14 protein-coding genes and 1 pseudogene are annotated in these 26,618 nt (G+C 71.5%); 9 read left to right on the top strand and 6 right to left on the bottom strand.

Annotated features, from left to right (window positions below):
• Genes ACFYY6_RS18865 through ACFYY6_RS18850 form a run of 4 tightly spaced genes read left to right on the top strand, consistent with a single transcriptional unit; the run spans position 1 to position 6,875 of the window.
• Positions 1 to 4,509, top strand: a complete 4,509-nt coding sequence (locus ACFYY6_RS18865; protein WP_389194234.1) for a beta-ketoacyl synthase N-terminal-like domain-containing protein — start codon at positions 1 to 3, stop codon at positions 4,507 to 4,509.
• Positions 4,499 to 4,828, top strand: a complete 330-nt coding sequence (locus ACFYY6_RS18860; RefSeq protein ID WP_351519126.1) for a phosphopantetheine-binding protein — start codon at positions 4,499 to 4,501, stop codon at positions 4,826 to 4,828. The genes ACFYY6_RS18865 and ACFYY6_RS18860 overlap by 11 nt, the downstream gene beginning before the upstream one ends.
• Before the next feature lie 2 nt (positions 4,829 to 4,830).
• Positions 4,831 to 5,637, top strand: a complete 807-nt coding sequence (locus ACFYY6_RS18855) for an alpha/beta fold hydrolase (protein WP_389194231.1) — start codon at positions 4,831 to 4,833, stop codon at positions 5,635 to 5,637.
• Between the two features lie 2 nt (positions 5,638 to 5,639).
• The gene (locus tag ACFYY6_RS18850; protein WP_351519128.1) at positions 5,640 to 6,875 is read left to right on the top strand and encodes a glycosyltransferase; all 1,236 of its coding nucleotides are present in this window, start codon (positions 5,640 to 5,642) and stop codon (positions 6,873 to 6,875) included.
• Positions 6,876 to 7,528: 653 nt separating this feature from the next.
• Here the strand turns inward: ACFYY6_RS18850 and ACFYY6_RS18845 are convergent.
• Positions 7,529 to 8,425, bottom strand: a complete 897-nt coding sequence (locus ACFYY6_RS18845) for a PaaX family transcriptional regulator C-terminal domain-containing protein (protein WP_389194228.1) — start codon at positions 8,423 to 8,425, stop codon at positions 7,529 to 7,531.
• Between the two features lie 264 nt (positions 8,426 to 8,689).
• A complete protein-coding gene (locus ACFYY6_RS18840; RefSeq protein WP_389194226.1) occupies positions 8,690 to 9,919 on the bottom strand; it encodes a saccharopine dehydrogenase family protein in 1,230 nt (409 codons plus the stop codon).
• Positions 9,920 to 10,002: 83 nt separating this feature from the next.
• Here ACFYY6_RS18840 and ACFYY6_RS18835 point away from each other — a divergent pair.
• Positions 10,003 to 10,674: pseudogene (locus ACFYY6_RS18835) on the top strand (flavin-containing monooxygenase); the annotation flags it as partial.
• 872 nt (positions 10,675 to 11,546) lie between these two features.
• Here ACFYY6_RS18835 and rph read toward each other — a convergent pair.
• Positions 11,547 to 14,144: a rifamycin-inactivating phosphotransferase gene (gene rph, locus ACFYY6_RS18830; RefSeq protein WP_389194223.1), complete on the bottom strand. Its 2,598-nt coding sequence runs from the start codon at positions 14,142 to 14,144 to the stop codon at positions 11,547 to 11,549.
• 770 nt (positions 14,145 to 14,914) lie between these two features.
• Between rph and ACFYY6_RS18825 the strand changes: the two genes are divergently transcribed.
• Complete coding sequence (locus tag ACFYY6_RS18825) at positions 14,915 to 15,658, top strand: hypothetical protein (protein WP_351519134.1); 744 nt, start codon at positions 14,915 to 14,917, stop codon at positions 15,656 to 15,658.
• Positions 15,659 to 15,931: 273 nt separating this feature from the next.
• Here ACFYY6_RS18825 and ACFYY6_RS18820 read toward each other — a convergent pair whose 3' ends face one another.
• On the bottom strand, positions 15,932 to 17,737 hold the full coding sequence (locus ACFYY6_RS18820; RefSeq protein WP_351624376.1) for an ABC transporter ATP-binding protein: 1,806 nt from the start codon (positions 17,735 to 17,737) through the stop codon (positions 15,932 to 15,934).
• A gap of 684 nt (positions 17,738 to 18,421) precedes the next feature.
• Here ACFYY6_RS18820 and ACFYY6_RS18815 point away from each other — a divergent pair.
• Positions 18,422 to 19,735: a N,N-dimethylformamidase beta subunit family domain-containing protein gene (locus ACFYY6_RS18815; RefSeq protein ID WP_389194219.1), complete on the top strand. Its 1,314-nt coding sequence runs from the start codon at positions 18,422 to 18,424 to the stop codon at positions 19,733 to 19,735.
• A gap of 417 nt (positions 19,736 to 20,152) precedes the next feature.
• On the opposite strand, the gene ACFYY6_RS18810 is transcribed toward ACFYY6_RS18815, so the two are convergent.
• Positions 20,153 to 21,157 carry a hypothetical protein gene (locus ACFYY6_RS18810; RefSeq protein ID WP_389194216.1) on the bottom strand — a complete coding sequence of 335 codons (1,005 nt, stop codon included), beginning with the start codon at positions 21,155 to 21,157 and terminating at the stop codon, positions 20,153 to 20,155.
• Between the two features lie 204 nt (positions 21,158 to 21,361).
• On the opposite strand from ACFYY6_RS18810, the gene ACFYY6_RS18805 reads away from it, so the two are divergent.
• Positions 21,362 to 24,151 (top strand): AAA family ATPase, encoded by a 2,790-nt coding sequence (locus ACFYY6_RS18805; protein WP_389194213.1) that lies wholly within the window; start codon positions 21,362 to 21,364, stop codon positions 24,149 to 24,151.
• A 547-nt stretch (positions 24,152 to 24,698) separates the two neighbouring features.
• The gene (locus ACFYY6_RS18800; protein WP_351519142.1) at positions 24,699 to 25,241 is read left to right on the top strand and encodes a DUF4232 domain-containing protein; all 543 of its coding nucleotides are present in this window, start codon (positions 24,699 to 24,701) and stop codon (positions 25,239 to 25,241) included.
• 454 nt (positions 25,242 to 25,695) lie between these two features.
• Here the strand turns inward: ACFYY6_RS18800 and ACFYY6_RS18795 are convergent, their stop codons facing one another.
• Positions 25,696 to 26,562: an alkaline phosphatase family protein gene (locus ACFYY6_RS18795; RefSeq protein WP_351519144.1), complete on the bottom strand. Its 867-nt coding sequence runs from the start codon at positions 26,560 to 26,562 to the stop codon at positions 25,696 to 25,698.
• Positions 26,563 to 26,618 lie beyond the last annotated feature (56 nt).

Below are 26,618 nucleotides of genomic sequence, written 5' to 3'. Positions count from 1 at the left end.
ATGGCCAGAGCCTGCCCGATCGCCATCGTCGGTATGGCCGCGCTCTTCCCAGGAGCGCCCGACCTCGACACGTACTGGCACAACCTCGTCCACGGCGTCGACGCGATCAGCGACGTCCCCGCGGCCCGCTGGGACGCCGTGTACTACGCCCCGGACGCCGAACGCCGTGCCGACCGCGTCTACTGCCGGCGCGGAGGCTTCATCGACGACCTCGCCCATGTCGACGTCACCGCGTTCGGGATCATGCCCGCCTCCGTGCGGGCCACCGAGCCCGACCAACTGATCGCACTGCGGGTGGCGTCCCAGGCGGTCCGCGACGCGGGCGGCGCCGACCGGCTCTTCGCCGACCGGCGCCGCACCGGAGTCGTCCTGGGCCGCGGCGGATATCTCACCCCCGGCCTGGTCCGCCTCGACCAGCGGGTGCGCACCGCCGGCCAGCTCGTGCGTACGCTGCGGGAACTCCTGCCGGACCTCGGAGAACAGCGCCTCGACGAGGTGCGCCGCGCCTTCACCGACCAACTGGGCCCCGAGGCACCGGAGTCGGCCATCGGGCTCGTGCCCAACCTGGCCGCCTCCCGGCTGGCCAACCGACTGGACCTGCGGGGCCCGGCCTATACGGTGGACGCCGCGTGCGCCTCCTCGCTCATCGCGGTCGACCACGCGACCCGCGAGCTGGAGAGCGGCCGGTGCGACGTCGTCCTGGCCGGGGGAGTCCACCACTGCCACGACATCACGCTGTGGAGCGTGTTCTCACAACTCGGTGCCCTGTCCCGGAGCGAGCGGATCCGGCCGTTCCACCGGGACGCCGACGGGGTGCTCATCGGCGAGGGCACCGGCGTCGTGGTGCTCAAACGGCTCGCCGACGCCGACCGCGACGGAGACCGGATCTACGCCGTGATCACCGGCACCGGCGTCGCGGGCGACGGCCGCACCGGCAGTCTGTTCAGCCCGGACTCCGCGGGCCAGGCCGAGGCGATCCGCCAGGCATGGCGCAGTGCCGGCCGGGACCCCTCGGAGCCCGGTTCCGTCGGGCTGCTCGAAGCCCACGGCACCGCCACCCCGGCGGGCGACACCGCCGAGCTGGAGACGGTCGCCGCGGTCTTCGGCCCGCCGGGCGATGCGCCCCGCGGTGTGATCGGTTCGGTGAAGTCCATGATCGGTCACACCATGCCCGCCGCGGGGATCGCCGGGCTCATCAAGGCCGCACTCGCCGTGCACCATGGCGTCCTCCCGCCGACCCTGCACTGCGACGACCCGCACCCGGCACTCGCCCGCACCCGCTTCACCACCGTGGACGCCGCGGTGCCGTGGGTGACCGACACCCACGGCACCGTGCGCCGTGCCGCGGTCAACGCCTTCGGCTTCGGCGGCATCAACGCCCATGTCGTCCTGGAGCAGCCCGCCTCCGTCGCCGCTCCGTCCGTCACCGGCGGGCCCGCGGCGGTGGTGCGCGAGCCCGAACGGGTGCTGCGGCTGGCAGCCGCAGCACCCGCCGAACTGGCCCGCCTGCTCGACCGCGATGACGCGACCCTCCTCGCCACCGCCTCGGACGAGACCGGACCCGACCCCGCCGGCCCGGTCCGGCTCGGCGTGGTGGACCCGACGGCCAAACGGCTGGCGCTGGCCCGCAAGGCGGTCGACCGGGGCCGGCCATGGCGAGGCAAGAACGACCTGTGGTTCGTTCCCGAGCCGCTGCTGGGTGACACCGGCGGCCGTCTCGCCTTCGTCTTTCCCGGCCTCGAAGCCGACTTCGACACCAACTGCGACGACGTGGCGCGCCACTTCGGCCTCCCGTGGTCGCTTTCCGGTACCGACGTCACGGTCGGCGACATCGGCCGTCAGGGCACCGGTGTATTCCAACTCGGCCGCCTCCTGCACGCCGCACTGGAGCGGATGGACATCGTGCCCGACGCGCTCGCCGGACACAGCCTCGGCGAATGGACCGCCATGGCCGCCGCCGGGATCCACGCTCAAGAGGAGGTCGACGCGTTCCTGGCCACGTTCGATCCGGACGCCCTGCGTGTGCCGGGCCTGGCCTTCGCGGTGATCGGTGCGCCCGCGGATCGCGTGATGGAAGCCCTCGACGGCCAGACGCAGGTCGTGCTCTCGCACGACAACGCACCCCACCAGTCCATGATCTGCGGCCCGTCGGCCGCGGTCGACGAATTCGTCGCCCTGTTCCGCCAAAAGGGCGCGATCTCGCAGGTCCTGCCGTTCCGGTCAGGCTTCCACACCCCCATGCTGCGGCCGTATCTGGACCCGATACGGAAGGCGGCGGACACCTACACGCTGCACCCCGCGCGGTTGCCCGTCTGGTCCGCCACCACGGCGGGGGAGTACCCCGCGCGACCACGAGAAATACGGGAGCTGTTCGTACGACACCTCCTGGAGCCGGTCCGCTTCCGACAGATGATCGAGGCCATGCACGCGGCCGGCTTCCGCGCCTTCGTCCAACTCGGAGCCGGCCAGGTCGGCTCACTGATCGCGGACACGCTGCGAGGCTCCGAACACCTCGTGGTCGCCGCCCACTCCCCGCACCGTTCCGGCCTCCCCCAACTGCGCCGCGTAGCCACGGCGTTGTGGGCCGACGGGGCCAGGCCGAACACGGCCGCGCTCCGCCCCACGCCCGCGCGCGAGGTCGCGCACCGCTCGGTCCGGCTCGACCTCGGCGGCGCGCTGATCTCCCTCGGCGAACCCACGCGCACGGAGATCGGCGCCGCGCTGGCGCGGCCACGCCGGGTGGCCGAAGGCACGCTGCCGTCCGGCCTCGACGCCCTCGCCGCCGAGGACCCGCTGGCCGCCGAGTTCTCCGCGCTGCTCGACGACACCGCGGCGCTCGCGGCGGACGTCCTCACCGCGCGCCGGCACGGCGGCCCGCGATCCACCGCGCCTCGGGCTTCCGCGTACGCTCCCCGGCCGAACGGGCCCTTGGCCGGCCCGCCACCGTCCACCCCGCGCGAGCTGCGGACCTCGCTGCGGGTCTCGATCGACACCATGCCGTACCTGCTCGACCACTGCTTCTTCAAACAACCGCCGCAGGCCGCTCCCGCGGAGCGCTGGCCCGTCGTGCCCGGCACCACCATCATCGGGCACATGATGGATTTCGCCGAGCAGGCGGCTTCCGGTCTGCGCGCGGTCGCTGTCCACGACGTCCGGCTCAACCAGTGGATCAACGCCATCCCCGCGGTGGACGTTCCCGTCCACATCACCCCCGAGCCCCCGCACCCCTCCGGTGCCGTCCGGGTGACGGCCACCCTCGGTCCCTACGCCCGAGCCACGGTCGAACTCGCCCGGGAACACGGTCCGCGACCGGCCACCGCCTGGACCTTCCCTAAGGAGAAGGAACGCGCCTGCGAGCTGACGGCCCGTGAGCTGTACACCCGTCGTTGGATGTTCCATGGCCCACGCTTCCAGGGCGTCACCGAACTGACCGCGATCGGCGACGCCCACGTCCGAGGAGTCATCACCACCCCACCCGCTCCGGGAGCCCTGCTGGACAACGTCGGCCAACTGCTCGGCTACTGGATAATGGCCCAACTCCCCACCCGCACCACCGTCTTCCCCGTCGGCATGCGCGAGATCCGCTTCCACGGCGCGCCCCCCGAGCCGGGCGAACGGCTCGACTGCCTGATCCGTGTCGCCTCCGTCACCGACACCACGCTCGAAGCCGACATGCAACTGGTCCGACAGGGCCGGGTCTGGGCCGAACTCGCAGGCTGGCGCGACCGCCGCTTCGACAGCGACCCGCACATCCGCCGGGTGGACCGCGAACCGGAACACCACACCCTCTCCGAGCCGCAACCCGGAGGCTGGGTCCTGCTCCACGAACGCTGGCCCGACCTGGCCACCCGCGAGCTGATCATGCGGAACATGCTGGCGGGCGAGGAACGGACGGCCTACGAAGCGCACGCGCCCCGCGGCCGCCGCCAGTGGCTGCTCGGCCGGATCGCGGTCAAGGACGCCGTGCGCCGACGATTGTGGGACGCCGGGAACGGCGGGATCTTCCCCTCCGAACTACGGGTCGTCAACGACCCGTCCGGCCACCCGCACGTCACCGGCGCCTACGGCCGTACCCTCCCCGACCTCCACGTCTCCCTCGCGCACCGGGCGGAGGCCGCGGTCGCGATCGCCGGAAACGGCCCCTGCGGAATCGACATCGAAGAGGTGATCGACCGTCCGGGCGGAACCCTTGAGGTGGCGCTCGGCGCCCAGGAGCGGGACCTCATCGCTTCACTGGTCCGCGACACCGGCGAACCCGAGGCCCTGTGGTTCACCCGCTTCTGGACCGCCAAGGAGGCTGTCGGCAAGGCACTCGGCACGGGCCTGGCCGGAGCCCCGAAGAGCTTCGAGATCAAGGCCGCCACCGGTACGGCGCTGACCGTCCTCACCGGCGGCGACACCTACCACGTCCATCACCGGACGGTCGGCAGTCCACCCGGCCTGCCCCCCAGGAACTACGTCGTCGGTTGGACGACCGCCCACGATGAGGAGAGCGACGATGACTGCTGAAGACCACCGCGCCGTACCGCCCACTCCGCTCGAACCGGCCGTGCTGGAGGAGGTGACGGGCATGCTGCGGGAGGTGCTCGGCGAGTACGAGCTCGCGGACACCGCGATCACCATGGACACCCGATTCCACGACGACCTCGAAATGGAGAGCATCGACCTCGTCACGCTCTCCGCGGCGCTGCGCGAACACTACGGCGACACTGTCAACTTCGCCGCATTCATCGCGGACCGCGGACTTGAAGAGATCATCGCTCTGACCGTGGGCGACCTGGTGCTCCATGTCGTGGCCTCCCTCCCGGCCGCGGCCGAGGCGGTCTGAGCATGGCGAGGATCCGCGTCGGCGAACTCGACGTCCACGTACAGCGCATGTCCGCGGCCGGTGCCCCGGCCGAGAGCCCGCCGCCCCTCGTGGTGCTGATCCACGGTCTGCTCATCGACAGCCTGGCCAGTTACTACTTCTCGCTCGGCCCCGCCTTCGCCGAGAGCGGCATGGACGTCCTCATGTACGACCTGCGTGGGCACGGACGGACCAGCCGGCCCGCTGCGGGCTACCGCCTGGAGGACTTCGTCTCGGACCTGGACGAACTCCTCGACGCACTCGGGGAGGACCGCCCGGCGCACGTCGTGGGCAACTCCTTCGGCGGCGTCATCGCCTACGGGCTCGCCGCTGCTCGGCCCGACCGCGTCCGGTCCGTCATCGCGATCGAGTCCGAGCCGCCGATGAAGCCGTGGGCCGAGAAGATGGCCGCGGGCCTCACCGGTGAGGAAGGCGGCCTGTTGGTCAAGGACGTGCGTACCTGGCTCGCCGCGGACCCCCAGCGCAACCCGCGCCCCTTCCAGCTCGCCGGACGGATCCTGGAGAGCACCACGCTGAGGGAGGACCTCCCGCGCAGCCGTCTCCTGGGCGACGGACTCGCCGACATCCACTGCCCCGTCTTCGCCCTGTACGGCGCCGACTCCGAACTCTCGGGCCAGGCCGGCCGAATGGCCGCCACCCTCGCGCACTGCCGCACCGTCGTCCTGCCCGATCAGGGACACTCGGTGCTCGTGGAGCGTACGAAGGAGACGGCCGACCTGATATCGGGCTGGCTCGCGGACGACATCCACACACCCCTGAAGGCGGGCTAGCCATGAGCCGGTTTCTGTTCGTCGTCCCGCCCCTCGTCGGCCACGTCAACCCCGCGGTCGGCACCGCAGCCGTGCTCGCCGCGCGCGGCCACGAAATCGCCTGGGCCGGACCTGCCGACCTGGTGCGCCGCCTGGCCGGACCCGACGCACGCGTGTTCCCTTGTGTGCCGTCCGACCCGAAACCGGGCAACGCCGGGGAGATCGTGGGCCGGACGGGTCACCTGAAGGGCCCCGCGGCCTTTCAGTTCCTGTGGGAGAGCTTCCTGATCCCGCTCGCCGACCACATGGCCCCCCGCATACGCACGGCCATCGAGGAGTTCCGCCCGGACGTCGTGATCGCCGACCAGCAGACCATCGCGGGCGGCATCGTCGCCGAGTCGCTCGGCCTGACCTGGGTCACCTCCGCCACCACCTCGGCCGAACTGGTCGACCCGCTCGCGGGCATGCCCAAGGTGGCGGCCTGGCTGGACGGCCTCATCGAGGCGCTGCGTGGCCGGATCGCGGACGGCAAGGGCGCTGCCGACCCGAGGATGTCCCCGTACGGCGTCCTCGCCTACACCACCAAAGCCCTGCTCGGCCCGGTCGCACTCCCCGAACAGGTATGGCTGGTGGGCCCGTCCCTCACCGACCGCCCGGCGCCGGCCGACTTCCCCTGGGAATGGCTGGAAGGGGCCGAGCGTACCGTCCTCGTCAGCCTGGGCACCGCCAACGCGGAAGCGAGCGGGCCGTTCCTGAACGCCGCGGTCCAGGCGCTGTCCGGCCTGCCCGGAGTACGCGCCGTCGTCGTCGACCCGGCCCACAGCGTCGCCGCAGTCGGTGAGAACATCCTGCTGCGCCCGCACGTGCCGCAACTGCCGTTGCTCGCCCACGTGGACGCCGTCGTCTGCCACGCCGGGCACAACACCGTCTGCGAGGCGTTGTGGAACGGCGTCCCCCTGGTGGTCGCCCCCATCAGGGACGACCAGCCCATTGTCGCGGGCCAGGTCACGGCCGCGGGCGCGGGCGTCCGGTTGCGCTTCGGCCGTGCCGACGCGGGGCGGATCGCCGACGCCGTCGGCACCGTCCTGGACGAGGCCGCCGGATATCGCGACGCTGCGCGTGCGATCGGCCACTCGTTCAGGGCGGCGGGCGGCAGCGTGGCCGCGGCCGACCGTCTCGAAGGCCTCCTGCCGCGTGCCACATCGCCATCCGGAGGCCACGGGGGCGGACGGCAGCAGAGGAGAGCGGGCGCCCGATGACGACCGGTACCCCATCCGACGACAGGCCTTCGGGCACCTTCTGCCCTGCCCCACGGCAACCGAGGGGCCGCTCATGCGAGAAGTACGAGAATCGAGTCCCTTCGGTCCCTGCCCGTGCCGGTTGGCCTCTGCCCCGCGGAGAACACCACAAGGCGCAGTGCGGCGCCGCCGGGTGGCGCGGCTCACCGTGGCGCGCGCGGAGAGCACGCCGACTTCCGCCGCGCGGCTCCCGTGGATGTGGCTCGTCTCCGTTCTCGGGGAACGCTCCTCCGCGCGTTGAGAGCGTGATCGCGTCCGCCGGCACCGTGGGCCCGCCGGGCACCGTCGGCTCGACGTCGGAGCTCCGGAAGGTGGTGCCGGTCGATGGTCAGCGGTGCGGGCCGGTTGAACCGCCGGGCGAGGACGGCGTTCACGCGGTCGGCCAGGCCGAGCTCATGGCGGAGGTGACGGCGCTCGAGGTCCGGCGACGGGATTCGGCTCGGATCCGCTGTTCAGGCAGCAGCGGATGAAGTCCTGGACGACCGGGTTGCCATCGTCGGCGGGGGACCACGCCACCGCGAGTCGGCTGGGGCTGACGCTGCCCCGGGATCTTGAGATTCGTCGGTGCGATGGGCTGATCAAGCGGCAGGTGCGGGACGGTTCGAGGTTCGGACTCAGCTGTCGGCGGCTGCCGGGCGGAGCACGTCGCGGTAGAGCCGGAAGAGGCTGACTCGCTCGCTCTCCTTCGTGTGCTCCTCCAGGAGGGACCAGCATTGTGCGACGAGTTCGCGGGCCTGGGTCCCGGGCCAGGGCTGGGGCAGCAGCTCCGGGGGCAGGAGGGGGTCGGGCTCCATGGCGCGGGTGAACTCGGCGGCCAGTTCGACCGCGATGGTCAGCCGCTCGGGACCGGGGAGGTCGGCGTCTTCCTGCAGTCGGCGCAGCCGCGGTCGGGCGACGGAGGCGAGTCGCTGGTAGCGGTCGGCGATCTCTTCCAACGGCCACAGGCTGCGGGCGAGTGCGGCGGGGGCGTGTTCGTTGCCTTGGCGCAGGTCGTCCGTCGTCAGCAGCGTGAGGTGGTCGAGGACGCCGAGCTGACGGGCTTGGTCTTCGGCGTAGGGCTCCCAGGCGTTGGCGCTGATGTACAACCCGCCCTGCACGGCGGCGCCGCCGAGCCGGGTGAGTGCGGCCCGCAGGGCATCGCGTGCGGTGCGTGCCGTCTCGGGGACCGCGAAGGCGACCAGGTGCCAGATGCCGTCCCAGGGTGCGAGGCCCGCGTCCTGCCGGAAGGCGTGTGTGACGAATTCGACGTCGGGCCCGAGAGTCTGCTCGGTGGCGCCGGTGGCCCGCAGTACTGCTTTGCGGCCCCTGCCTTCCTGGGTGAAGCGCCCCTCGGTGACCAGTCGCTTGACGCACAGCCGCACCTGTTGGTCGGTCATGCCGAGTAGTGGGGCGATGGCGTAGAGCTCGCCGGTGTCGACGGTGTGATCGGTGCGGATCAGCGCCTCGACGAGCGTTCGGGTGGGGACCTGGACGGCCGGTTCCGGCGTGCGGGGTGAATCCGTTCCGGTCATGGGGTGGGGGCCTTTCGAGCGTCGTTGAGATGGTTGACCAAGGCACTGCGTCAGAATGCTCAATCGATGAGCGATCGGAATACGTTCGATCGTTTACAAAGTAAAGTACCGTTGGCCATCGGATGCTGCGCACTTCCGCGCGCGACGCACCCCTGCACGTCTACGGCGAGGGCACGGGGGGAGGCCCAGCGCGCCGCCACGTCGAGGAACGCGGTGGGGGCGTGGCTGCTTCTCGTGATGGCACGGCGTATCTCCTGTTTCGCTTCACTCGTTCGTGGTCACGTCGACGACCACGCCGTCGCGAGGGCCGTCGTCACCGGGAAGGTCGGGCACGTGGCGTGCCAGGTCGAGGAAGAAGCGGTCGGCGTCGATGGCCGTCTCCGGTGGGTGGACGCCGAGTTGGCCGCCGGTGCCGTCCAGCAGTTGCGCGAGCCCCAGCGCCAGGGGCAGACCGGTCGCCTCCGCCATGTCGTCGAGCAGCGCCGAGGCGCCGGGTGTATCTGCGAGCCGGGCCAGCGCGGTGACCCGGCGGCCGTCGCGGGTGCCCGTGGCGGCGGCGAAGAACGGGGGCAGTGACCCGGGCCCCTTCCGGATCACGGCACCCGCGACGGCCCGCAGCGCGCGGGACGCCGAAGGCTTGGCCAGGTCGGCGGCCGCCGTCTCGTTGGTGAGCTTCCCGGCGTCGATGTCGCGGCGCAGGACGTCGAGGTACGCCACCGTGCCCGGGGTGACGACCATGAGGTTGGCCGCCTCGCCGGCCGGTCCGAAGCTGCGGTGCAGGGTGACCGGCTCGGGGTGGCCGACGGTGTAGGCCGTGCCGGAGCATCCGGCGGACACGGAGAGCGTGACCGGCCGGAGTGGCCGCCGGTGGACCAGCCGGCCGTCGCTGACCACCGCCACCTTTCCGCTGATCTGCTCCATCCAGTGCACGGCGGCCGCGCTGGGGCGCCCGTCGGGGTCGCTCAGCTGCTCGTCGTCCCCGCCACTGCCGGAGACGTCGACGGGCCATGCGGTGTACAGGTCCTGGACATGGTCCAGCTGCCGGACGGCGCGTGTGGCCAGCAGATTGCTGACGCCGGGACTGGCTCCCATTCCCACCACGGCACGGACGCCGGCGCGCCGGGCCTCCTCGTTCAGACCGAGCATCTGCACCGTCGGCTCCCAGTCGTCGCAGATGTCCAGGTAGTGGGTACCGGTCGCGATCGCGGCCCGCAGCACGGTGAGGCCGAAGCGGTAATACGGGCCGACGGTGTTGAGGACGACGTCCGTGCCCTCCAGGGCGGCGAGCAGGGCGATGCTGTCGGTCACGTCGACCCTGAGCGCACGCATCGGCACGCCACCCATGCCTTCCTCGGCGATCCGGCGCACCAGCGCCCGGGCTGCCTCCAGATGCCGGTCGGCCACCAGGATCTCGGTGACACCGGGAAGTCCGACTGCCGCACGTACCGCTACGGCCCCCATCGCGCCGGGGCCACCAAGAGCCAGAACCCTCATCGCGCACTCCTTTCACTGATTGCAATACGATCGTAGGGTATACGATCGTATTGAAACTGAACGATTGCTGGAGGAGGGTCATCATGTCGACTCGCACCACACGGATCCGCCCCCCCCGCGGGCCACTCCTGGCACGGCAGCGGCGTACCGGGCCGGGCAGCGCCTCTCCCGGACGTCACGCATCCGTCGTCATCGTCGGCGCGGGATTCGCGGGGCTCGGCACAGCCATCCGGCTGCTGCAGGAGGGCCACCGCGACCTGCTGATACTGGAGCGGGCCGATGAGGTCGGCGGCACGTGGCGGGACAACGCCTATCCGGGGTGCGCCTGCGACGTGCCCTCGCGTCTGTACTCGTTCTCGTTCGCGCCCGACCCCACCTGGAGCATGCGGTTCGCTCCTCAGGAAGAGATCGAGCGGTACCTGAAGCGCTGCGTCGCCCGATACGACCTGACGCCCCGCCTTCGGCTCGGCTGCGAGTTGCAGCGCGCCACCTGGGACCCCGAGCGGCTGCGCTGGGATCTGGACATCAGCACGGGACCACTGAGCGCCGGGCTGCTGGTGATGGCCCAAGGGCCCCTTTCGGAGTCGGCCATCCCCTCGCTGCCCGGCCTGGAGGACTTCACCGGAGCGGCGTTCCACTCCGCCGGGTGGAGGCACGACCTGGACCTTTCCGAAATGCGGGTGGGTGTGATCGGGACCGGCGCGAGCGCCGTCCAGTTCATCCCGCACCTGCAGCGCACGGCCCGGCAGGTGACGATCTTTCAGCGCACCCCGTCATGGGTCGCCCCGCGCCGGGATCGGCCGGTCCCGGCATGGCAGCGTCGCCTGTTCCGGCTGGCTCCGCCGGTGCAGCGACTGGCGCGAGGCCGGGAGTACCTGGTTCGGGAGGCGACATTGCCGGCACTGCTCGGCAACCGCACCATGGCCGCTCCGGGGCGTAGGGGGGCGCTGGCCCATCTGCACCGCCAGGTCGAGGATCCTGAGCTGCGGTCCAAGCTCACCCCGGACTACGCGTTGGGTTGCAAGCGGGTCCTGCTGTCCGACGACTACTATCCGGCGCTCGTTCAACCCAATGTCCACGTCGTCACCGACCCGATCGCGAGCATCGGGGCGGACGTGGTCCTCACCACGCCGGGCGGCGCCGCGCGAGCCGCATCCGGTGGCGCCGCGCCCGCCGACACCGCGCATCCGGTGGACGTACTGCTCTTCGGAACCGGATTCCGTGTCACCGGCGCCTCCTACGCGCAGCGCGTCATAGGCGTTGACGGGTGTTCCCTGCACGAGGTCTGGCAGGGCAGCCCACAGGCGTACCTCGGTACGACCGTCGCGGGATTCCCCAACGTGTTCCTGATGGCAGGCCCCAACACGGGCGTGGGGCACACGAGCCTCATTTACATGATCGAGTCACAGATCAACTACCTCATCAGCGCCCTGCGGCTGATACGCAGCCGCAGCCTGGGCGCCGTGGAGGTGCGCGCGGAGACGACAACAGGCGTACAACGTCGAACCGCAGAACAGGATGGCTCCCACCGTCTGGGCCGCGGGGGGCTGTTCCGGCTGGTACCAGGACCGCACGGGCCGTGTTGTTCCGGTCGGAAGCCGCGGATGGGCCTTCTCGGTGTGGTCGGTCAAGGCAGGATCTCGACGAACCCGTCGGTTCCGTGTACGCGGATCCGCTGCCCGTCCCGGATGAGCCGGGTGGCCTGCTCCACGCCCACGACGGCCGGCAAGCCGTACTCCCGGGCGATCACTGCGCCATGGGTCATCAGGCCGCCCACCTCCGTCACCAGGCCCGTGATTCCGACGAACAGGGGCGACCAGCCGGGGTCCGTGCAGGTTGTGACCAGGATGTCGCCCGCCTCGAGATCGGCCTGGGCCATGTCCAGGACGACGCGGGCCCTTCCCTCGATGGTCCCGGCGGAGACCGGCAGGCCGACCAGGGCACCGGCCGGCACGTCGTCGCGCCGGTACGCCCCGGTGACGGCCTCGCCATCCGATGTGAGCACCCGGGGCGGTGTGAGCGCGTGGTACGAGCGGAACGCGTCCTTGCGCTGCTGGATGAGCTGTTCATCCACCTGGTTCGAGCGCACGACGTCGTGGCACTCCTGGAACGTGAGGTAGAAGATGTCCTCCTTCTCAGGAAGCACACCGGCCTGCACGAGGCGCTCGGCCTCCGCCAGCAAGGCCTGCTTGTAGACGAAGTAGCGGCTGACGATGCCGTACTTCGGGTACTCCCGGTACCCGATGAAGGTTCGGACCCGGTCGATCATCCGCTTGGTCTCGTCGGCCTTCCGGTCCCCGTCCGGCAGGTCCCGCAGGCGTGCCAGCACGTCCTGTTCCTTCTTCCGCGCTTTCTGCCGCCCTTGCTCGAAGCGCCGTTCGGCGGCGCCCGGTTCGAAGTTCCTGACGTTGTCGAGGATCACGGGCACGAGCGTGGTGGGGCGCTCGCGCCAACGCGGCCTCGTGATGTCGATCTCACCGACGCAGCGCATGCCGTACCGGTCGAGGTAGGCCTCCATGGCGTCGCGCGCTTCGGTCCCGCCCGCGAGCTTCCCCAGCTCGTCCAGGAAGCCCTCGTCCTCGACGTCCTGCAGGAACGCCACCACCTCCGGCCGCGGCCGGATCACGTCCGCGACGTCGAGCAGCGCGAGTCCCATCTCCGAGGTGACGTTGCCGGGGGCGGACAGCGTGAGCGTGTCAGCCGCGTTCTTCTCGCCCAGCCACTCCCGCAACTTGTCGTCGAGCCACCACGTGGCCTCCATCCCTGCCATGATCGCCTGAAGGTTCAGCGGATCACCGAGGACTCGCTTGTGCTCCTCGAAGGCCTCCAACAGGAAGTCGAACAGCGCCGGTCCGGTCTTCGTGCGGATGTCGCGCTCCAGGGCGTCGATGGACGCCCGGCTGCGCTCGATCAGCTCGGTGACGATGGCCGGATCGGTTTCGATCGGGGCGGACGCGCCGCCGACCGGCGGCCCGCCGGGACCCGCGTCCGGGAGCGACGGGACGAAATCGTCGCAGTCGAGGACGGTCTCCAGAGCGTCCCTGGTCAGCGGATCGCCTCTCCCCATGAGGTCCAGGAGACCGGCGCGGCTCGCGGGCGAGGCCAGGCGTCGGGTGACGTCGACGAACAGCCTCCCGCCGGCCTCGTGCATCGGTGCCATGGCCGTCAGCCGCCACACGGAGAGCCCCAGGGGCTTCATGGGATCGGTCATCATCTGCCCATGGCCGACGGAGACGTAGACGTGATTCTCCCGGTCGCCGGTCTCGGGGATGGGGAACAGCGTTGTGATCGGTCGGCTCTGAACGATCTGGAAGCCGTCATCGGCCAGGCACCATTCGATGTCCTGCGGGCGGCCGAAGTGCGCCTCGATCCGCCGCCCGAGCTGCACGAGCCGCACGGCCTGCGCATCCGTCAGCGCCGGCTGCTCCTGCAGCTGCGAGTCGATCGCCGCTTCCTGCGTACCGCCGGCCGGCGGGGCGTGGACGGCACGCTGTTTGGCGGCGATCGTTCTGGCGACGACTTCGCCGTGTCGCACCTTGAAGACGTCCGGGTTCACCAGACCGGAGACCAGGGCTTCGCCGAGGCCGAAGCCGGCGTCCACAGTGGCGACCTTCCGGTTGCCCGTGACGGGGTCGGCCGTGAACAGGATGCCGGCCGCACGCGGGAAGACCATCCGCTGCACGACCACGGCCATGTGGACCGTACGGTGGTCGATGCCGTTCCACTGGCGGTAGGTCACGGCCCGCTCGGTGAACAGCGAGGCCCAGCACCGGCTGACGTGCTGAAGGATCGCCGCCGGCCCCACGACGTTCAGGTACGTGTCCTGCTGGCCGGCGAAGGAGGCTGTCGGCAGGTCCTCTGCCGTCGCGCTGGATCGGACGGCGTAGGCGTCTTGCTCGCCGAGCCGGGCGAGCGCGCGGGTGATCGCCGTCGAGAGATCGCCCGGGATGGCAATCCCTTCGATGGTCCGGCGAATCCGCGCGCTGAGCGTGCGGATCTCCTCCCGGTCGTCCGGGTTCAGGCGCGACAGCTGGTCGAGCCGATCGCCGATCGACGGTGCTTCCGCCATGATCCGCCGGAAGGCGTCCGTCGTCACGCAAAAGCCCCCCGGCACGCGGATGCCTTCGATCCCCGACAGCCCGCCCAGATGCGCGCCCTTGCCGCCGACGACCGCGACCTGCGTCTCGTCGATCTCCTGAAGACCCAACACGTACTGCTCAATCACGCGGAACCTCCGAGGCAGTCGTGCTCCGGTGCACTGCACTGGCAGATCGAATCGCCGGCACCTCCAGCTCTTTCGAACCCCTTGTCGGGTATGTCCTCATCCCTGGTCGCCTTCCCTCCGACGAGTCAGCCGATCTCGTCGCTCCGTCCGGCGGAGCGCACCCCCGAACCTCCGCCCCGAGGCCCGCAACCGCGCTGCCGGTTCCACCACCGGTTCGACGTCACCGCGTCCCCCGTGCATCGACGAGCGACGTATGTGCCCCCATTTCCGCAGGTTGTGACCTCGGCCGATGATTCTGCGCCACGACCCGGGTCTTGCCGCAAGCCCCCCGGCGCGCTATACGTTGAGAGTGGCAAGGAGAGATCTCCTTGCCTTTGCCTTTTGCCGTCCGCCGGGGATTACGGGAGAGCCCTTACGCGCCGTTGGGCCCGGGCCGATGGGGCATCCGCCTCCGGACGCAGCCGCGGAACCAGAAGTTCTCTCCCGTCGGCAAGGCCCGAACGTCGAGCGCGTCGCCGTCTCCCGGAGGTCGTCGCGCCGCCCGAGTGCTGGGCCGAGCCCGCCGAACGGACGCTCGCGCGGTGATGTCGGCGGCGTCCGGCCTTCTCAGCGGCACCGGGCCGGGGAGTGTGCCGGGACGACACCGACGGTGCGGGCGGCTTGGAACACAGCAGGCCCGGGAAACACCAGGGGCGGACCCGCGTGTGGTCCGGGGCGGTGGGGATGTCAGCCTGGTGTGCTGTCATACAGAGCGGGAGGGCGAGGTGTCGATGAGTACGTTCCGATTCTCCACGGTTGCCGGGGCCGTGTGCATTGCTGTCATCTGCGCGGGGTGCAGCTCGCAGCCGACGGAGCAGCCGGCGGCCGAGACGCCGCCGGCGGCGGCGAGTACCGCCGCCGACCCGTCGCCGGTGATGCCTGCGACGCCGACCGTGGACCCGAACGTGGTGCCGGGGTCGGTCCTGAAGACCTACCTGCCGACCAACCGCACCCTGCCCAAGGGCTGGAAGCTGTCCTCCGTCTTCAAGGAGGCGGACAGCGGCCCGACGCAGCTGCCGCGATCTGCCGCTCCCAGCCCGGCGGTGCTTCCCGACTGCGACCAACTGGCCGGGCAGGGAACGGGGGCCGCCGTCGGCAGCCCGGCCGCGTACGCCAGTGTGGGGGTCGTCGACTCGTCGGCCCACGAGGTCGGGGTCGCGGTGAACTCCTACCCCGTGAGTGAGGCCGCGGAGGTGCTCAGCAGGCTGAAGGCGCTGGAGGGCGTCTGCGGAACGACCTATGAGCCGAACTCCTCCGGGCTGCTGATCAACCCGGTGACGGTGACGGTCAGCGCGGTGGACGGCCCGGGGGAGGGGGGCGTGCTCGTCAAGGTCGACCGGAAGGTCTACGTCGGTCAGGAGTTCGTCGTGATGCAGATCGGCGACCGAGTGCTGTCCGTGACCTCCGACAACAAGTACGGGGGCTTCGCCGATGTCGTGGCACTGGCGAAGGCCATAGCCCCGCGGGTGAAGTGAGGCCGGGGGCGGTGGCCCGCTCTCCTGCGCTCCTTCGCTCGGTAACCAGGCGTGGACCGGTTCCGTGCCCGTACCGACGAGCGGCCACCCACCGGGCTCCTCCGAGGCCGGCCCCGTCCGTCCTCGGTGGCGGCTCCGGCACCGCCGTGGGTCGAGTTCGCGACGACGACGGTGCAAGGCGAGGGCCTGGCGGGAGCGGAAAGAAACGTTCGGGACACGTCACAGTGACCGTGTCCCGAACGTTTTGATTGCCCGTTTCGTTTCATGGGTCGGTCATGTGCGATCGTTCGTCGTGATCTTCGCATTCTCGGTCTGACCTTCGGTCAGGAAGAACTGGGTCGCCGCCAGCTCGCCGTACAGCGCGTCGGCCGCCACCAGTTCCGCATGGGTGCCTACCGCCCGTACCCGGCCCCCGTCCATCACCACGATCCGGTCCGCCATGGTCACCGTCGACAGCCTGTGCGCCACGACCAGGACCGTCGTCTCGCGGGCCACCTCCGCCACCACGTCCCGCAGCGCCAGTTCGTTGACCGCGTCCAGTTGCGAGGTGGCCTCGTCCAGGAGCAGCAGCCGGGGGCGGCGGAGCAGTGCCCGGGCGATGGCGACACGCTGCCGCTCGCCGCCGGACAGCTTGGAGCCGCGGTGTCCGACGACGGTCTCCAGACCCTCGGGCAGCCGCTCGACGAGCGTGTCGAGCCTGGCCCGTACGAGCACACCGCGCAACTCCTCCTCGGTCGCGTCGGGCGCGGCGAAGGTCAGGTTCTCGCGCAGGGTGCCCGAGAGCACCGGGGCGTCCTGCTCCACGTAGCCGATGGCGGCGCGCAACTCGGCGAGCGGCCAGTCCCGGACGTCCCGGCCGTCGACCAGGACCCGGCCGCCGTCCGCCTCGTAGAAGCGCTCGATCAGCCCGAAGACGGTGGTCTTGCCCGCCCCCGAGGGGCCGACGAAGGCCGTCATGCCCCGGCCGGGAACCTCGAAGGAGACACCCCGGTGCACGGGCGGCAGGTCCTCGCGGTAGCGGAAGGAGACCTCGTCGAAGACGACGGACACGGGCCCGTGGCCGGGAGCCGCGGCGCCACCCGCCTCCTCGACCTCAAGGGCCTCCGCCTCCAGGATCCGCGACACCGCCGCCGACCCCATCTGGAACTGCGTAGCCGCCTCCACCAGCTTCGACACCGGCTCGATCAGATAGAAGAGGAACAGCAGAAAGGCGATCAGCGAGGACACCGTCGTCGCTCCGGACGCCACCCGCGCGCCGCCGATGCCGAGCACCGCGAGGAAGGACACCTGCACCGCGAGGCCGATCGAGGAGCCCGCGAGCGACTGCCACTTCGCGGACTTCACGCCGTGCCGCCAGGCCCGCTGCGCCGCCGCGTCCACCACGGCCGTCTCCCGCGCCTCCGCGCCGGACGCCTTGATCGTGCGGAAGGCGCCGAAGGCCCGCTCCAGGACCGTGGAGATCTCCCCGACCGCCTCCTGCGAGCGCCGGGTGGCGGCCGCGATCCGCGGCATGAGCAGCGCCACGGCCCCGCCGATCAGCACGATCACCCCGACCGTGACGCCGAGCAGCACCAGGTCCATGAAGCCCATCAGGACCAGCGTGGCGACGAAGGAAAGACCGCCGGTCACCGCCGACACCACGGACTGGGTGGTCACCGACCGCAGCAGCGTGGTGTCCGAGGTGATCCGGGACATCAGGTCGCCCGGCTGGGTCTTCTCGACTTCATTCAGCCGCAGCCGCAGCAGCCGCCCGATCAGCGAGCGCCGGGCGGCGAGCACCACCGACTCGGCGGTGCGTTCCAGCACGTACGAGCCGAGCGCCTCGACCGCCGTGCCGAACACGACCAGGGCGGTCAGGGCGAGCAGCACGGGGGCGATCGGCTCGTCCTGGCCGAGCCGGTCCACCAGGGCCTTCGCGGCCAGTGGCTGGGCCAGCCCGCTCGCCGCGCCGACCAGCGCGAGCAGCGCGCCGAGCGCGACAGCCGCCCGATGCGGCCGGACGTGCCCGTACAGGGCGCGCCGGACGAGACGAGCGGGTATGGCAGGCGTGGGGCCGGGGGCCGTTTCGGTTGCGGTCACATCCAGGGGGACGCGCCCGCGCCCCGGCCACCTGACCGGTGAAGCGATCAGCTCCGTACGCCGCAGAGGCGCACCGGGCCCACGAGCCGACGGTCGGGATCGGTGCGGCCGGCCCGGTCCTCGGCGGCGAGCAGGGCCCGAGCTCGTCGGCGGACGGCAGACCCGTGCCCGCGGGATGCCGTCGGTGATGACCCGCACCCCGTACCGGGCGTGCGGCGGGGCGGCGATCCGGGCCAGGGCGGTGGTGAGGGCGTCGAGGCGGTCGGCCAGGGCACCTGTGCGCTCCCGGCCGTTCACGTCCGTCGCCCGGCTCGTGCCGCAGACGCTGCGGCCCGCGCCCGCACGCCGTCGAGCAGGGCGCGGCCCGCAGTGCCATGCGACGCTGCTCGCGGGGACGGTGACGCGCGGTCCGGACACACGGGAGGCGACATGGGCCCCGACAGGCAGGAGACACCGCGGCACGGGACGGAACACGGCTCGGTGCTGCGCCGCAGGACCTTCTTGAGGGCGGGCGTCGGACTCGGCTCGGCGACGGTCGGCGCCTGCGCCCCTTCCCCTCCCGGCCGCGGCGGTCACGCGGCGGCTTCGCACCGGCCCGAGACGGAACGGGAACGTCCAGGGACACCCGACTGGCGTATCCGGTCGCAGGGGCCCGCGACGGCCGTCGTCGGGTACACCGACCGGGTGAGTGTGACACCGGGCGAGGTGTGCGGTCTGTACGTCTCGACGAGCGCCTCGTCCTTCCGCGTCTCGGCCTTTCGCATCGGCTGGTACGGCGGGGCCGAGGCCCGGCTCGTCTGGTCGTCCGAGCGCATACCGGGCCGCGTCCAGGCGGAGCCGCGCTTCCTGACCGACACCCGCACGGTCCGCGCGGGCTGGCGGCGCACACTGAGCTTCGGCACGGCAGGCTGGCCGGAGGGCGCGTATCTGCTGCGGCTCGACACGGAGGACGGTCACCAGCGCTACGTCCCGTTGATCGTGCGCTCCGCGCATGGCACGGGCCGGACGGTGCTGATGCACGCGCCCGCCACCTGGCAGGCCTACAACCGGTGGGGCGGCTACAGCCTCTACGAGGGCCCCTCCGGGGCGTACGCCGCACGGTCCCTCGCCGTGAGCTTCGACCGGCCCTACGACTCCGACGGCGCGGAGAAGTTCATGGTGTACGAGCGGGCGGCGGTGGTGCTCGCCGAACGGCTCGGCATCCCCCTTGCGTACACCACCGGGGTCGACGTGCACCGCGACCCGGAGATACTGCACGGGGCGGCCGCCGTCATCTGCCTCGGCCACGACGAGTACTGGACCCCGCAACAGCGTCAGCACGTCGCCGGAGCCCGCGACGCCGGCACCAACGTGGCCTTCCTGGGTGCCAACACCTGCTTTCGCCGGGTCCGCCTGGAACAGGACGGGACGGGGCCCGAGCGCACGGTCGTCTGCTACAAGTCCTCCTACCCGGCCGATCCCTACTACACCACCCACCCCTCCTTGGTGACCACGGACTTCCGTCAATCCCCGGCGTCCGACCCGGAGTCCTCGCTGACGGGCGTGCTCTACGAGGGCTATCCGACGGATGCGCCCTATGTCGTCCACGCGGCGGATCACTGGCTGTACGAGGGAACGGGGGTACGCCCCGGCGACGGCTTCGACCATCTGGTCGGGGTGGAGTACGACCGGGTCACCCCGGGCGCACCCGTCCCCGAACCCCTGGAGATCACGGCCCACTCTCCCCTGGTGTGCAAGGGCCGCCGCAGCAACAGCGACTCGGCGTACTACACCGCGCGAAGCGGAGCAGGCGTCTTCGCGACCGGCACCATGCGGTGGGTGGAGGCCCTGATGGCCGGAACCCCCGAGGGTGGGCGTGACCACCGTATGGACGCCCGTACCCGCGTCTTCGTCACCCGCACGACGGAGAACCTCCTGCGGGCGTTCGCCCAAGGCCCCGCCGCCCACCACCGGCCCGCACCGCGTCCGAACGTGGCGAAGGTGTACAAGGACGGGTAAGGAAGCAACTCCCCGCCCGTCCCTCCCGGCCTGCTCCGGGCGGCCGTCCGCTGACCGATCGGCCCATACGCCCGCGACAGCTCCAGGAATCGCGGTGCTTTTCGGTGAGCGCCTCCGGACCGCACATGACCGCCCGCTCGCCCTCGCGGACGGCACCGAGGGTCACGCACCGCATTGCCGCTGGTCACCGTCGCGGGCCGGGCACCAGGAGCCGTCACACCAGAAGGGACGGCGACCGGCAGCGCGTACCGGGCCCGCCAGTGCCGGGCCCGGTACGCGCTCTGGCCGCTGTGCCGTGTCAGCGAGGCTCGGTCGTCCGCCACCGGAGGCAGACGGCTCACACCTTTCAGGTACGACCGGGCGAAACAGGTACCCCGCTCGGTTCCCCGGTCGTCCTCATACACGTACCAGCGCGGCTCAGGGCCGGCTCAGTCTCTTGAACAGTGCCTCGATCTCGTCCTCGTCGGCTATCAGCGGCAGCGTGTCGAAATACAGCTCCCACTCTCCTCCGGCGCCGAACCGCTCGACGATCCCGAAGGGCACGTTCTCTCCCTTGACGCTGCTCACCGTGCCGTGCCACTCCAGATAGGTCGTGGTCCGGCCGAACGCGACCTGGCCAGCCCTCAGCCTGACGTCGGCCCGGTCGAAGAGGCGCTTGAGGTAGGCGGCCTTGCCCGCGGTGGTGGCCAGCGGCCCGGACAGCCCGGGGCCGGTCAGCCGCGCGTTCCCCATCCGCCCGGTCAGCGCGGCGATGTCCTCACCGTTCCACGCCGTCAGCCGGTCCGCGATCTCGTCGGCGCGGAAGCGCGCCGGCGCCGCGCCGGCCACCGGCCCCTCGTCGACGACCCCTTCGAACAGGTTCCGCAGCTCGGGAGCGGCCGACCGGTACACCGTGTAACGGTCGTAGTACCGCCGGGCCTGGATGGTCTTCCCGTCGTCGGACAGCAGATTTCGGGCGATCTGGGGGTAGGCGACCCTGTGCCCCTTGACCGTGACCTCGTTCCACTGACCGAACACCATCACCGCCCCGTCGGCCACCACATCGGTGCCCCGGTACCTCAGGTCGGGAACGAGCCGCAGCGACCCGTTGATCGAGGTCCCGATCGAGGTGTGGCCGCGTTGCGGTGAGGCGCCCGCCTCCCACAAGGTCGCCTCCGGGTCGAAGATGTCCAGGTACGCGGCGATCCTCGGGTGGCCGAGGTCGCCGGGACTCGGCGGCGTACCGGTCGGCATCTCCCCGAAGGCGATCTGCCGCTTGAGGAATGCGCAGCCGTTCGGGGTGAGTCGGCCTTCCAGCCGGTCGATCTTGTCGCGGACCTCGGCGCACTCGATGCCCTGCGACGTCAGGCCGGCCGGCGGCGACGGACGGGCGGCCGCCGCACCGAGGGACGACACGGTGACGAGTGCCGTCGTGAATGCCACGATCCGTGCCTTCGCCGTTCCCGGACGTCGTGCCGGCCGACTCGCGATCATGGTGATCCCCTTTCGTTCGTTCCGCTGTACTACGAGCCGGGCCCGGTCTCTTGATCACGACGGTATGCGGGCCCGGAGACCGGGGAATCGGTCAAGACTTAGGTAATTGCTCCTGACGGTCACCGCGGCCGGAAGGCGCGATAGGGTCCGCGCATGCTGTATGGGCGGAAGAACGAGCAGGTCAGGCTAGAAGGATTGCTCGCTGCCGCCGCCCGGGGCGCCAGCGCGGCCCTGGTCGTGCGCGGCGAACCCGGCATCGGCAAGACGGCGCTGCTGGACCACGCGGTCACGCTGGCCGCCGGCGCGCGGGTGCTTCGCGGTCAGGGGATCGAGGCCGAGGGCGAATTGCCGTTCGCGGGCCTGCACCTGCTGCTCCACCCCGTTCTGGGAAAGGCGGAGGAACTGCCCGGTCCGCAACGCCGGGCGTTGACGGGGGCCTTCGGACTGACTGCGTCCGAGCAGCGGGCGGAGCCGTTGTTCGTGGGCCTGGCCGTACTGTCCCTGCTGTCCGAACTGGCCGAGCGGGGCCCACTGCTGTGCGTGGTGGACGACGCCCAGTGGCTGGACCGCGGCTCCGCCGAGGCGCTGTTGTTCGCCGCGCGGCGCATGCGTGCCGAGGGGATCGTGATGCTCTTCGCCGCGCGCGGTCCCCGGGACGCGTTTCCAGGTCAGGGACTTGAGGAGCTCCACCTCGATGCCCTGCCACCCCAGGACGCGGCCCGGCTGCTGGACCGGAGTGGGCAGGAGCTGCCCGCAGCGCTGCGCGACCACGTCCTGGCCGTCGCGCGCGGCAATCCGCTGGCGCTGCTCGAACTCCCCACTGCCATGGCCCAGGGGGCGGCAGACGGGCAGCAGCTCGCCGGACCGCCCGAGGGCACGCCGCCGCTCACCGATCGGCTGCGGCACGCCTTCGGCGGCCGGTTGGACGCGCTGCCCGCCCCCACCCGGACGCTGCTGCTGCTCGCCGCGGCCGAACACCACGGAGACCTGGACCTCGTGGTGCGCGCCGCCGCACTGCTGGGCGCCGGCCCCGCCGACTTCGCGCCCGCCGAACGGGCCGAGCTCGTCCGGGTGGCCGGACAGAGCGTCGTGTTCCGGCACCCCCTGGTACGGGCCGCCGCATACCGGCAGGCGTCGTACGGCGACCGGCTCACCGCGCACCGCGCACTCGCCGACGCGCTGGCCGGCCCCGAAGCGACTGAAGCCGGAGCCACTGGTTCCGTCGTGAGCGGCTCCGACGTGGCGGACCGCCGCGCCTGGCACCTGGCCGCCGCGACGCACGGTCAGGACGAAACGGCCGCCGCCGCCCTGCAGACCGCCGCCGAGCGGGCACGGGCCCGGGGCGGCTACGCCGCCGCGGCAGCGGCACAGGCGTATGCCGCCCGGCTCACCCCGGACTCGGGCAGACGTACCCACCGGCTTGCCGTCGCGGCCGCGACGGCCGCGGAGGCTGGCGCCTTCGACCAGGCACGCGACCTGGCGGAACAGGCACTGGCGCATGCCGACGACCCCGCTCTCAGAGCCCGGTTGCTCCAGGTACGGGCGACCGCGGACTTCGGCGGGGGCGCCCTTCGCGACGCGAACGTCCACATGGTCGAAGGAGCGGCGCTCGCCGCCGACCACGATCCGAGCCAGGCACTCACGATGACCCTCGAGGCAGTGCACATCGCCTGGTTCATCGAGGACGGCGGCGTACGCCCCAGGACCGCCCGCCAGGTGGCCGCCTGCCCGATCCCGTCCGGGCACCCGCTGGTACCGGTCGCGGCACTGCTGCAACGGCTGGTGTCGGTCTGGGAGGGCCGGAGCGAGACCGTGCCGCCCTTCGCCGAGGTCGTCCGGGACGCTCAGGAGGCCCTGGCCGACGAACCACGCGGCCTCGTCCTGGTCAGCGCCGCCATGCTGGCCGGAGCACAGGACGAGGAGCTGTACGAACTCGCCTCCACGCTCGTGTCCCTGGGACGAGCACACGGCAGAATCGGCTGGCTCCCGCCCGCACTGAGCTATCTCACCGCGGCGCAGTTCGCGCTGGGCCGGCCCCGCGCGGCGCTCGACAGCGCCAGTGAGGCACTGCGCCTGAGCCACGACACCGGACAGACCCAGTGGACCGGGCAGCTGAACGCCGTCCTCGCCGTGATGGCCGCCGCCGCGGGCGACGGGGAACGCTGCCGTGCTCTCGCCGCGCAAGCACTCGACGGCACTCCGGCGCCCAACATCGGCGGCGCCCACTGGGCCCTGGGCCTGCTCGCGCTCGGCGAGGGGCGGGCTGCGGAGGCGCTGCCCCACCTCGAGGCGCTCGCCGAAGGCCCGGAGCGGTATCTGGCCCACTCCACGCGCAGTATCCCCGACCTGGTCGAAGCCGCGGTACGGGTAGGCGAGACGTACTCCGCGAAGCGCGCCTTCACCCGTCTGCGCGACTGGGCCCGCTGGGCGCAACAGCCGGCGGCCGACGCCCTGGTGATGCGCTGCCGGGCGCTGCTGTCGACCGGCGAGGAAGCCGAGAAGTACTACTCGGAGGCCCTGGAACTGCACGAGCGGGCGCCCCGGCCGTACGAGGAAGCACGCACTCGGCTGGTGTACGGGGAATGGCTACGGCGCGACCGGCGCAAAGCAGAGGCCGGTGTACAACTGCGTGCCGCCCAGCGTGCCTTCGACCGGCTCGATGCCGAGCCCTGGTCCCGCCGGGCCCGTACCGAGCTGGGCGCCACCGGCATCTCGGCCCCGGACCAGCCGCCCGTCGGCGTCCTGTCCAGCCTGACCCCACAGGAGTCGCAGATCGTACGAATGGCCGCGCGCGGGCTGTCCAACAAGGAGATCGCGGCCCGGCTCTTCCTCAGTCCTCGGACCGTCGGACACCACCTCTACAAGGCTTACCCCAAGCTGAACGTCAGCTCCCGGACGCAGCTCCCGGCGGTCGTCCCCGCCGATGACCGCCGCGGTACGTGACCGCCGAGGCTCCCACCTGATCGAGGGAGAAGAACAGCAGCGCCTCCAGGAGGATCGAGGCTGTGACCGACCCGCGAAGAGGTGACACTTCGGGTCCCGCCGTGCGAGCGAGCCCTGCGAGCCCGCGGGGCTCGCTCGCACGCCCGGGGCAGCGGCCGGCCGTGTCCGGGGATGCACGGCCTGCCACGAGTCGGCGGATGCGTGCAGCAGACCGGCGGCCGTGGCGGAACGAGGCCGCCGGCGCCCATCACTTCGGCGCGGCCCGCAGCAGCGGTCTGTGCGCGACCGGCCCGCGCCGGACGAGGGGGTCGGCTCACCGCGGGTCCGGGGCGACGGCTGGGCGACGAAGGCCCGGCCGGAGCACCCCCATGACGCTGCGACAGCCCGCACCGCACGAGTTCTCGTACGCGGCCACAGCGGGGAGACCGGCTGCCGGAAAAAGGCGCTCCGGCACACCGAACCTCCGCCGGGGATCGCACGTCTTCAGGTGCGTGGGCGCGCACTGACCTCGCGCGCCGATTCGTATTCGAGGGGAACCAGGAACTTCATGAAGAGCAAGCTGACCGCCGTGGCCCTTGCCGCCGTCGTCGTCGCCGGCACTGCCGCTACCGCCATCCCGGCCTCGGCCGCCCCCGCCAAGGCCGAGCCGACCCGCTGCCACACCGCCGACCTGAAGGCCGGCTTCGCCATGGGGGATGACGCGAAGCCGGAGATGGAACAGACCACGAAGCAGACCCAGGCGTACATCTGGTTCACCAACCAGAGCAAGCGCACCTGCACCCTGTCCGGCTTCGCCGGCGTCGACATGATCGGTGCTCAGGGCACTGACGGCACCTGGTCGCTGGCGCGCTCCTCCAAGAAGCCCGAAAAGATGACCCTGGAGCAGGGGGACACGGTGGACTTCAGCATCACGCTGCTCCCGGTGGCCAGGTCCACGCCGCAGAAGGAGAAGTTCGTTCCGGCGAAGTTCCTGGTCACCCCGCCGAACGAGACGGAGCACTTCACCCTGAAGTGGCCGTTCGGCGGCCAGATCCTCAAGCAGGACGGCGCCACCCACCCGGCCACCTACCTCAACCCGGTCGGGCTGTAACGACCTCGTCCACGATGGGCGGTGGGAGAAGGAGCGGTGTCTGGGGCCTTCGAATCCAAGGCGGAGGAGGGAGTCGGATGGGGTCTCCCCTGCTCGAACGCAGCTGAGAGCTTGGGGAAGGAGCGTCGGCGACTGACGAGAACGCCGGAGGCGGAGGTCCCGGACGCTGCGATGCCGCTGACAATCGTGGGAGAGGTCGTAAGCAACCGGACAGCCTCTGAGCTTCCCTTCAGCGTCGCCGGTGGCCACCGCAGGATCCGGGAATGAGCCGAAGCCTCCGGGCGGTGCGGTGGCCACCTCTACGCGCGGCTCCATCGGCGTGAAGCAGCTTGACGCCGTTGACGTGGAGGGCGCCGGGGCCCTGCCACCACTGGTCGCCGAAGGGCGACGCGGCGACGGATTCCGCCGCGCCGAGCGGAGAGGGGGTGGTGTTCACGGGAGTCCTCCGGTCGGATCAGGCGGTGAAAGCGGTGCCGTCCAAGGTCCAGTGGGGGTCGGGAGTGATCCCGAGGGCGGTGTAGACATGGGCGGCGACGTCGGCGTGGTGGAGGGCCGACGGAGCCGTACCGGCGGGCAGACCGGGACCGCACGCGGCGATCCAGGCCGTGCGCTCCTGCGGACTGCGTCCGCCGTGGCCCCCTTCGTCGCGGTGGCCGTGGTCCGTCACCACGATGACCGTCCAGTCCTCCGCCGCATGGCCGGGACGCCGTCGTACGGCGGTGAGCAGCCGGCCGAGCCGACGGTCGGCGGCCTCGATCGAACGGCGGTACTCCTGGCCGCAGCCGAGGAAGTGGGCGGTCTCGTCGACGGCGCCGAGGTAGACGAAGCCGGCGTGGAGGTCGTCGTCCACGCCGAGGAGATGTTCCGCCTCGGCGGTCACCTTCTCGTCCACCTCCTCCCACGCTTCGGGGGTGTCCTCGCGGGGAGCGACGTAGGCGAGCCGGGCCGGGGCGACGAAGAGCGGACCGCCCTGCTGTGCGAGGAAGAGCGGAGCCCAGCCTCCGACGGCGAAGGTCCGCCGTCCGCAGTCGGCGGCGAGGCGGGTCGTGAAGTCGGGGAAGACGTCGAGGCGGTTGCCGTCGAAGCGGTTGGCCCACACGCCGTGCTTGGCGACACCGACGCCGGTGACGATGGTGGTCCAGCACGGGCCCGACATCGTGGGGGTCACGGAGTCCACCTCGACGGGCGCCAGGAAGCCCGCGCGGGCGATCCCGTCGAGGTGGGGGGTGGCGAGTTCGGGGAGCAGGTCGAGGCGTACGCCGTCGATGCCGACCACCAGTACGCGGGCGGTGTTCCGGGAGGTGTCCTGCGCGGTGTCCATGGGCGGATCCAGACGTGTCGTGGGCGGGCGAGGAAGGCGGGGCGTGGGCGTGGAGG

The sequence above is a fragment of the Streptomyces sp. NPDC001750 genome (assembly GCF_042892615.1).
Taxonomy (GTDB): domain Bacteria; phylum Actinomycetota; class Actinomycetes; order Streptomycetales; family Streptomycetaceae; genus Streptomyces.
This window is presented reverse-complemented; position numbering and strand designations above follow the sequence as displayed.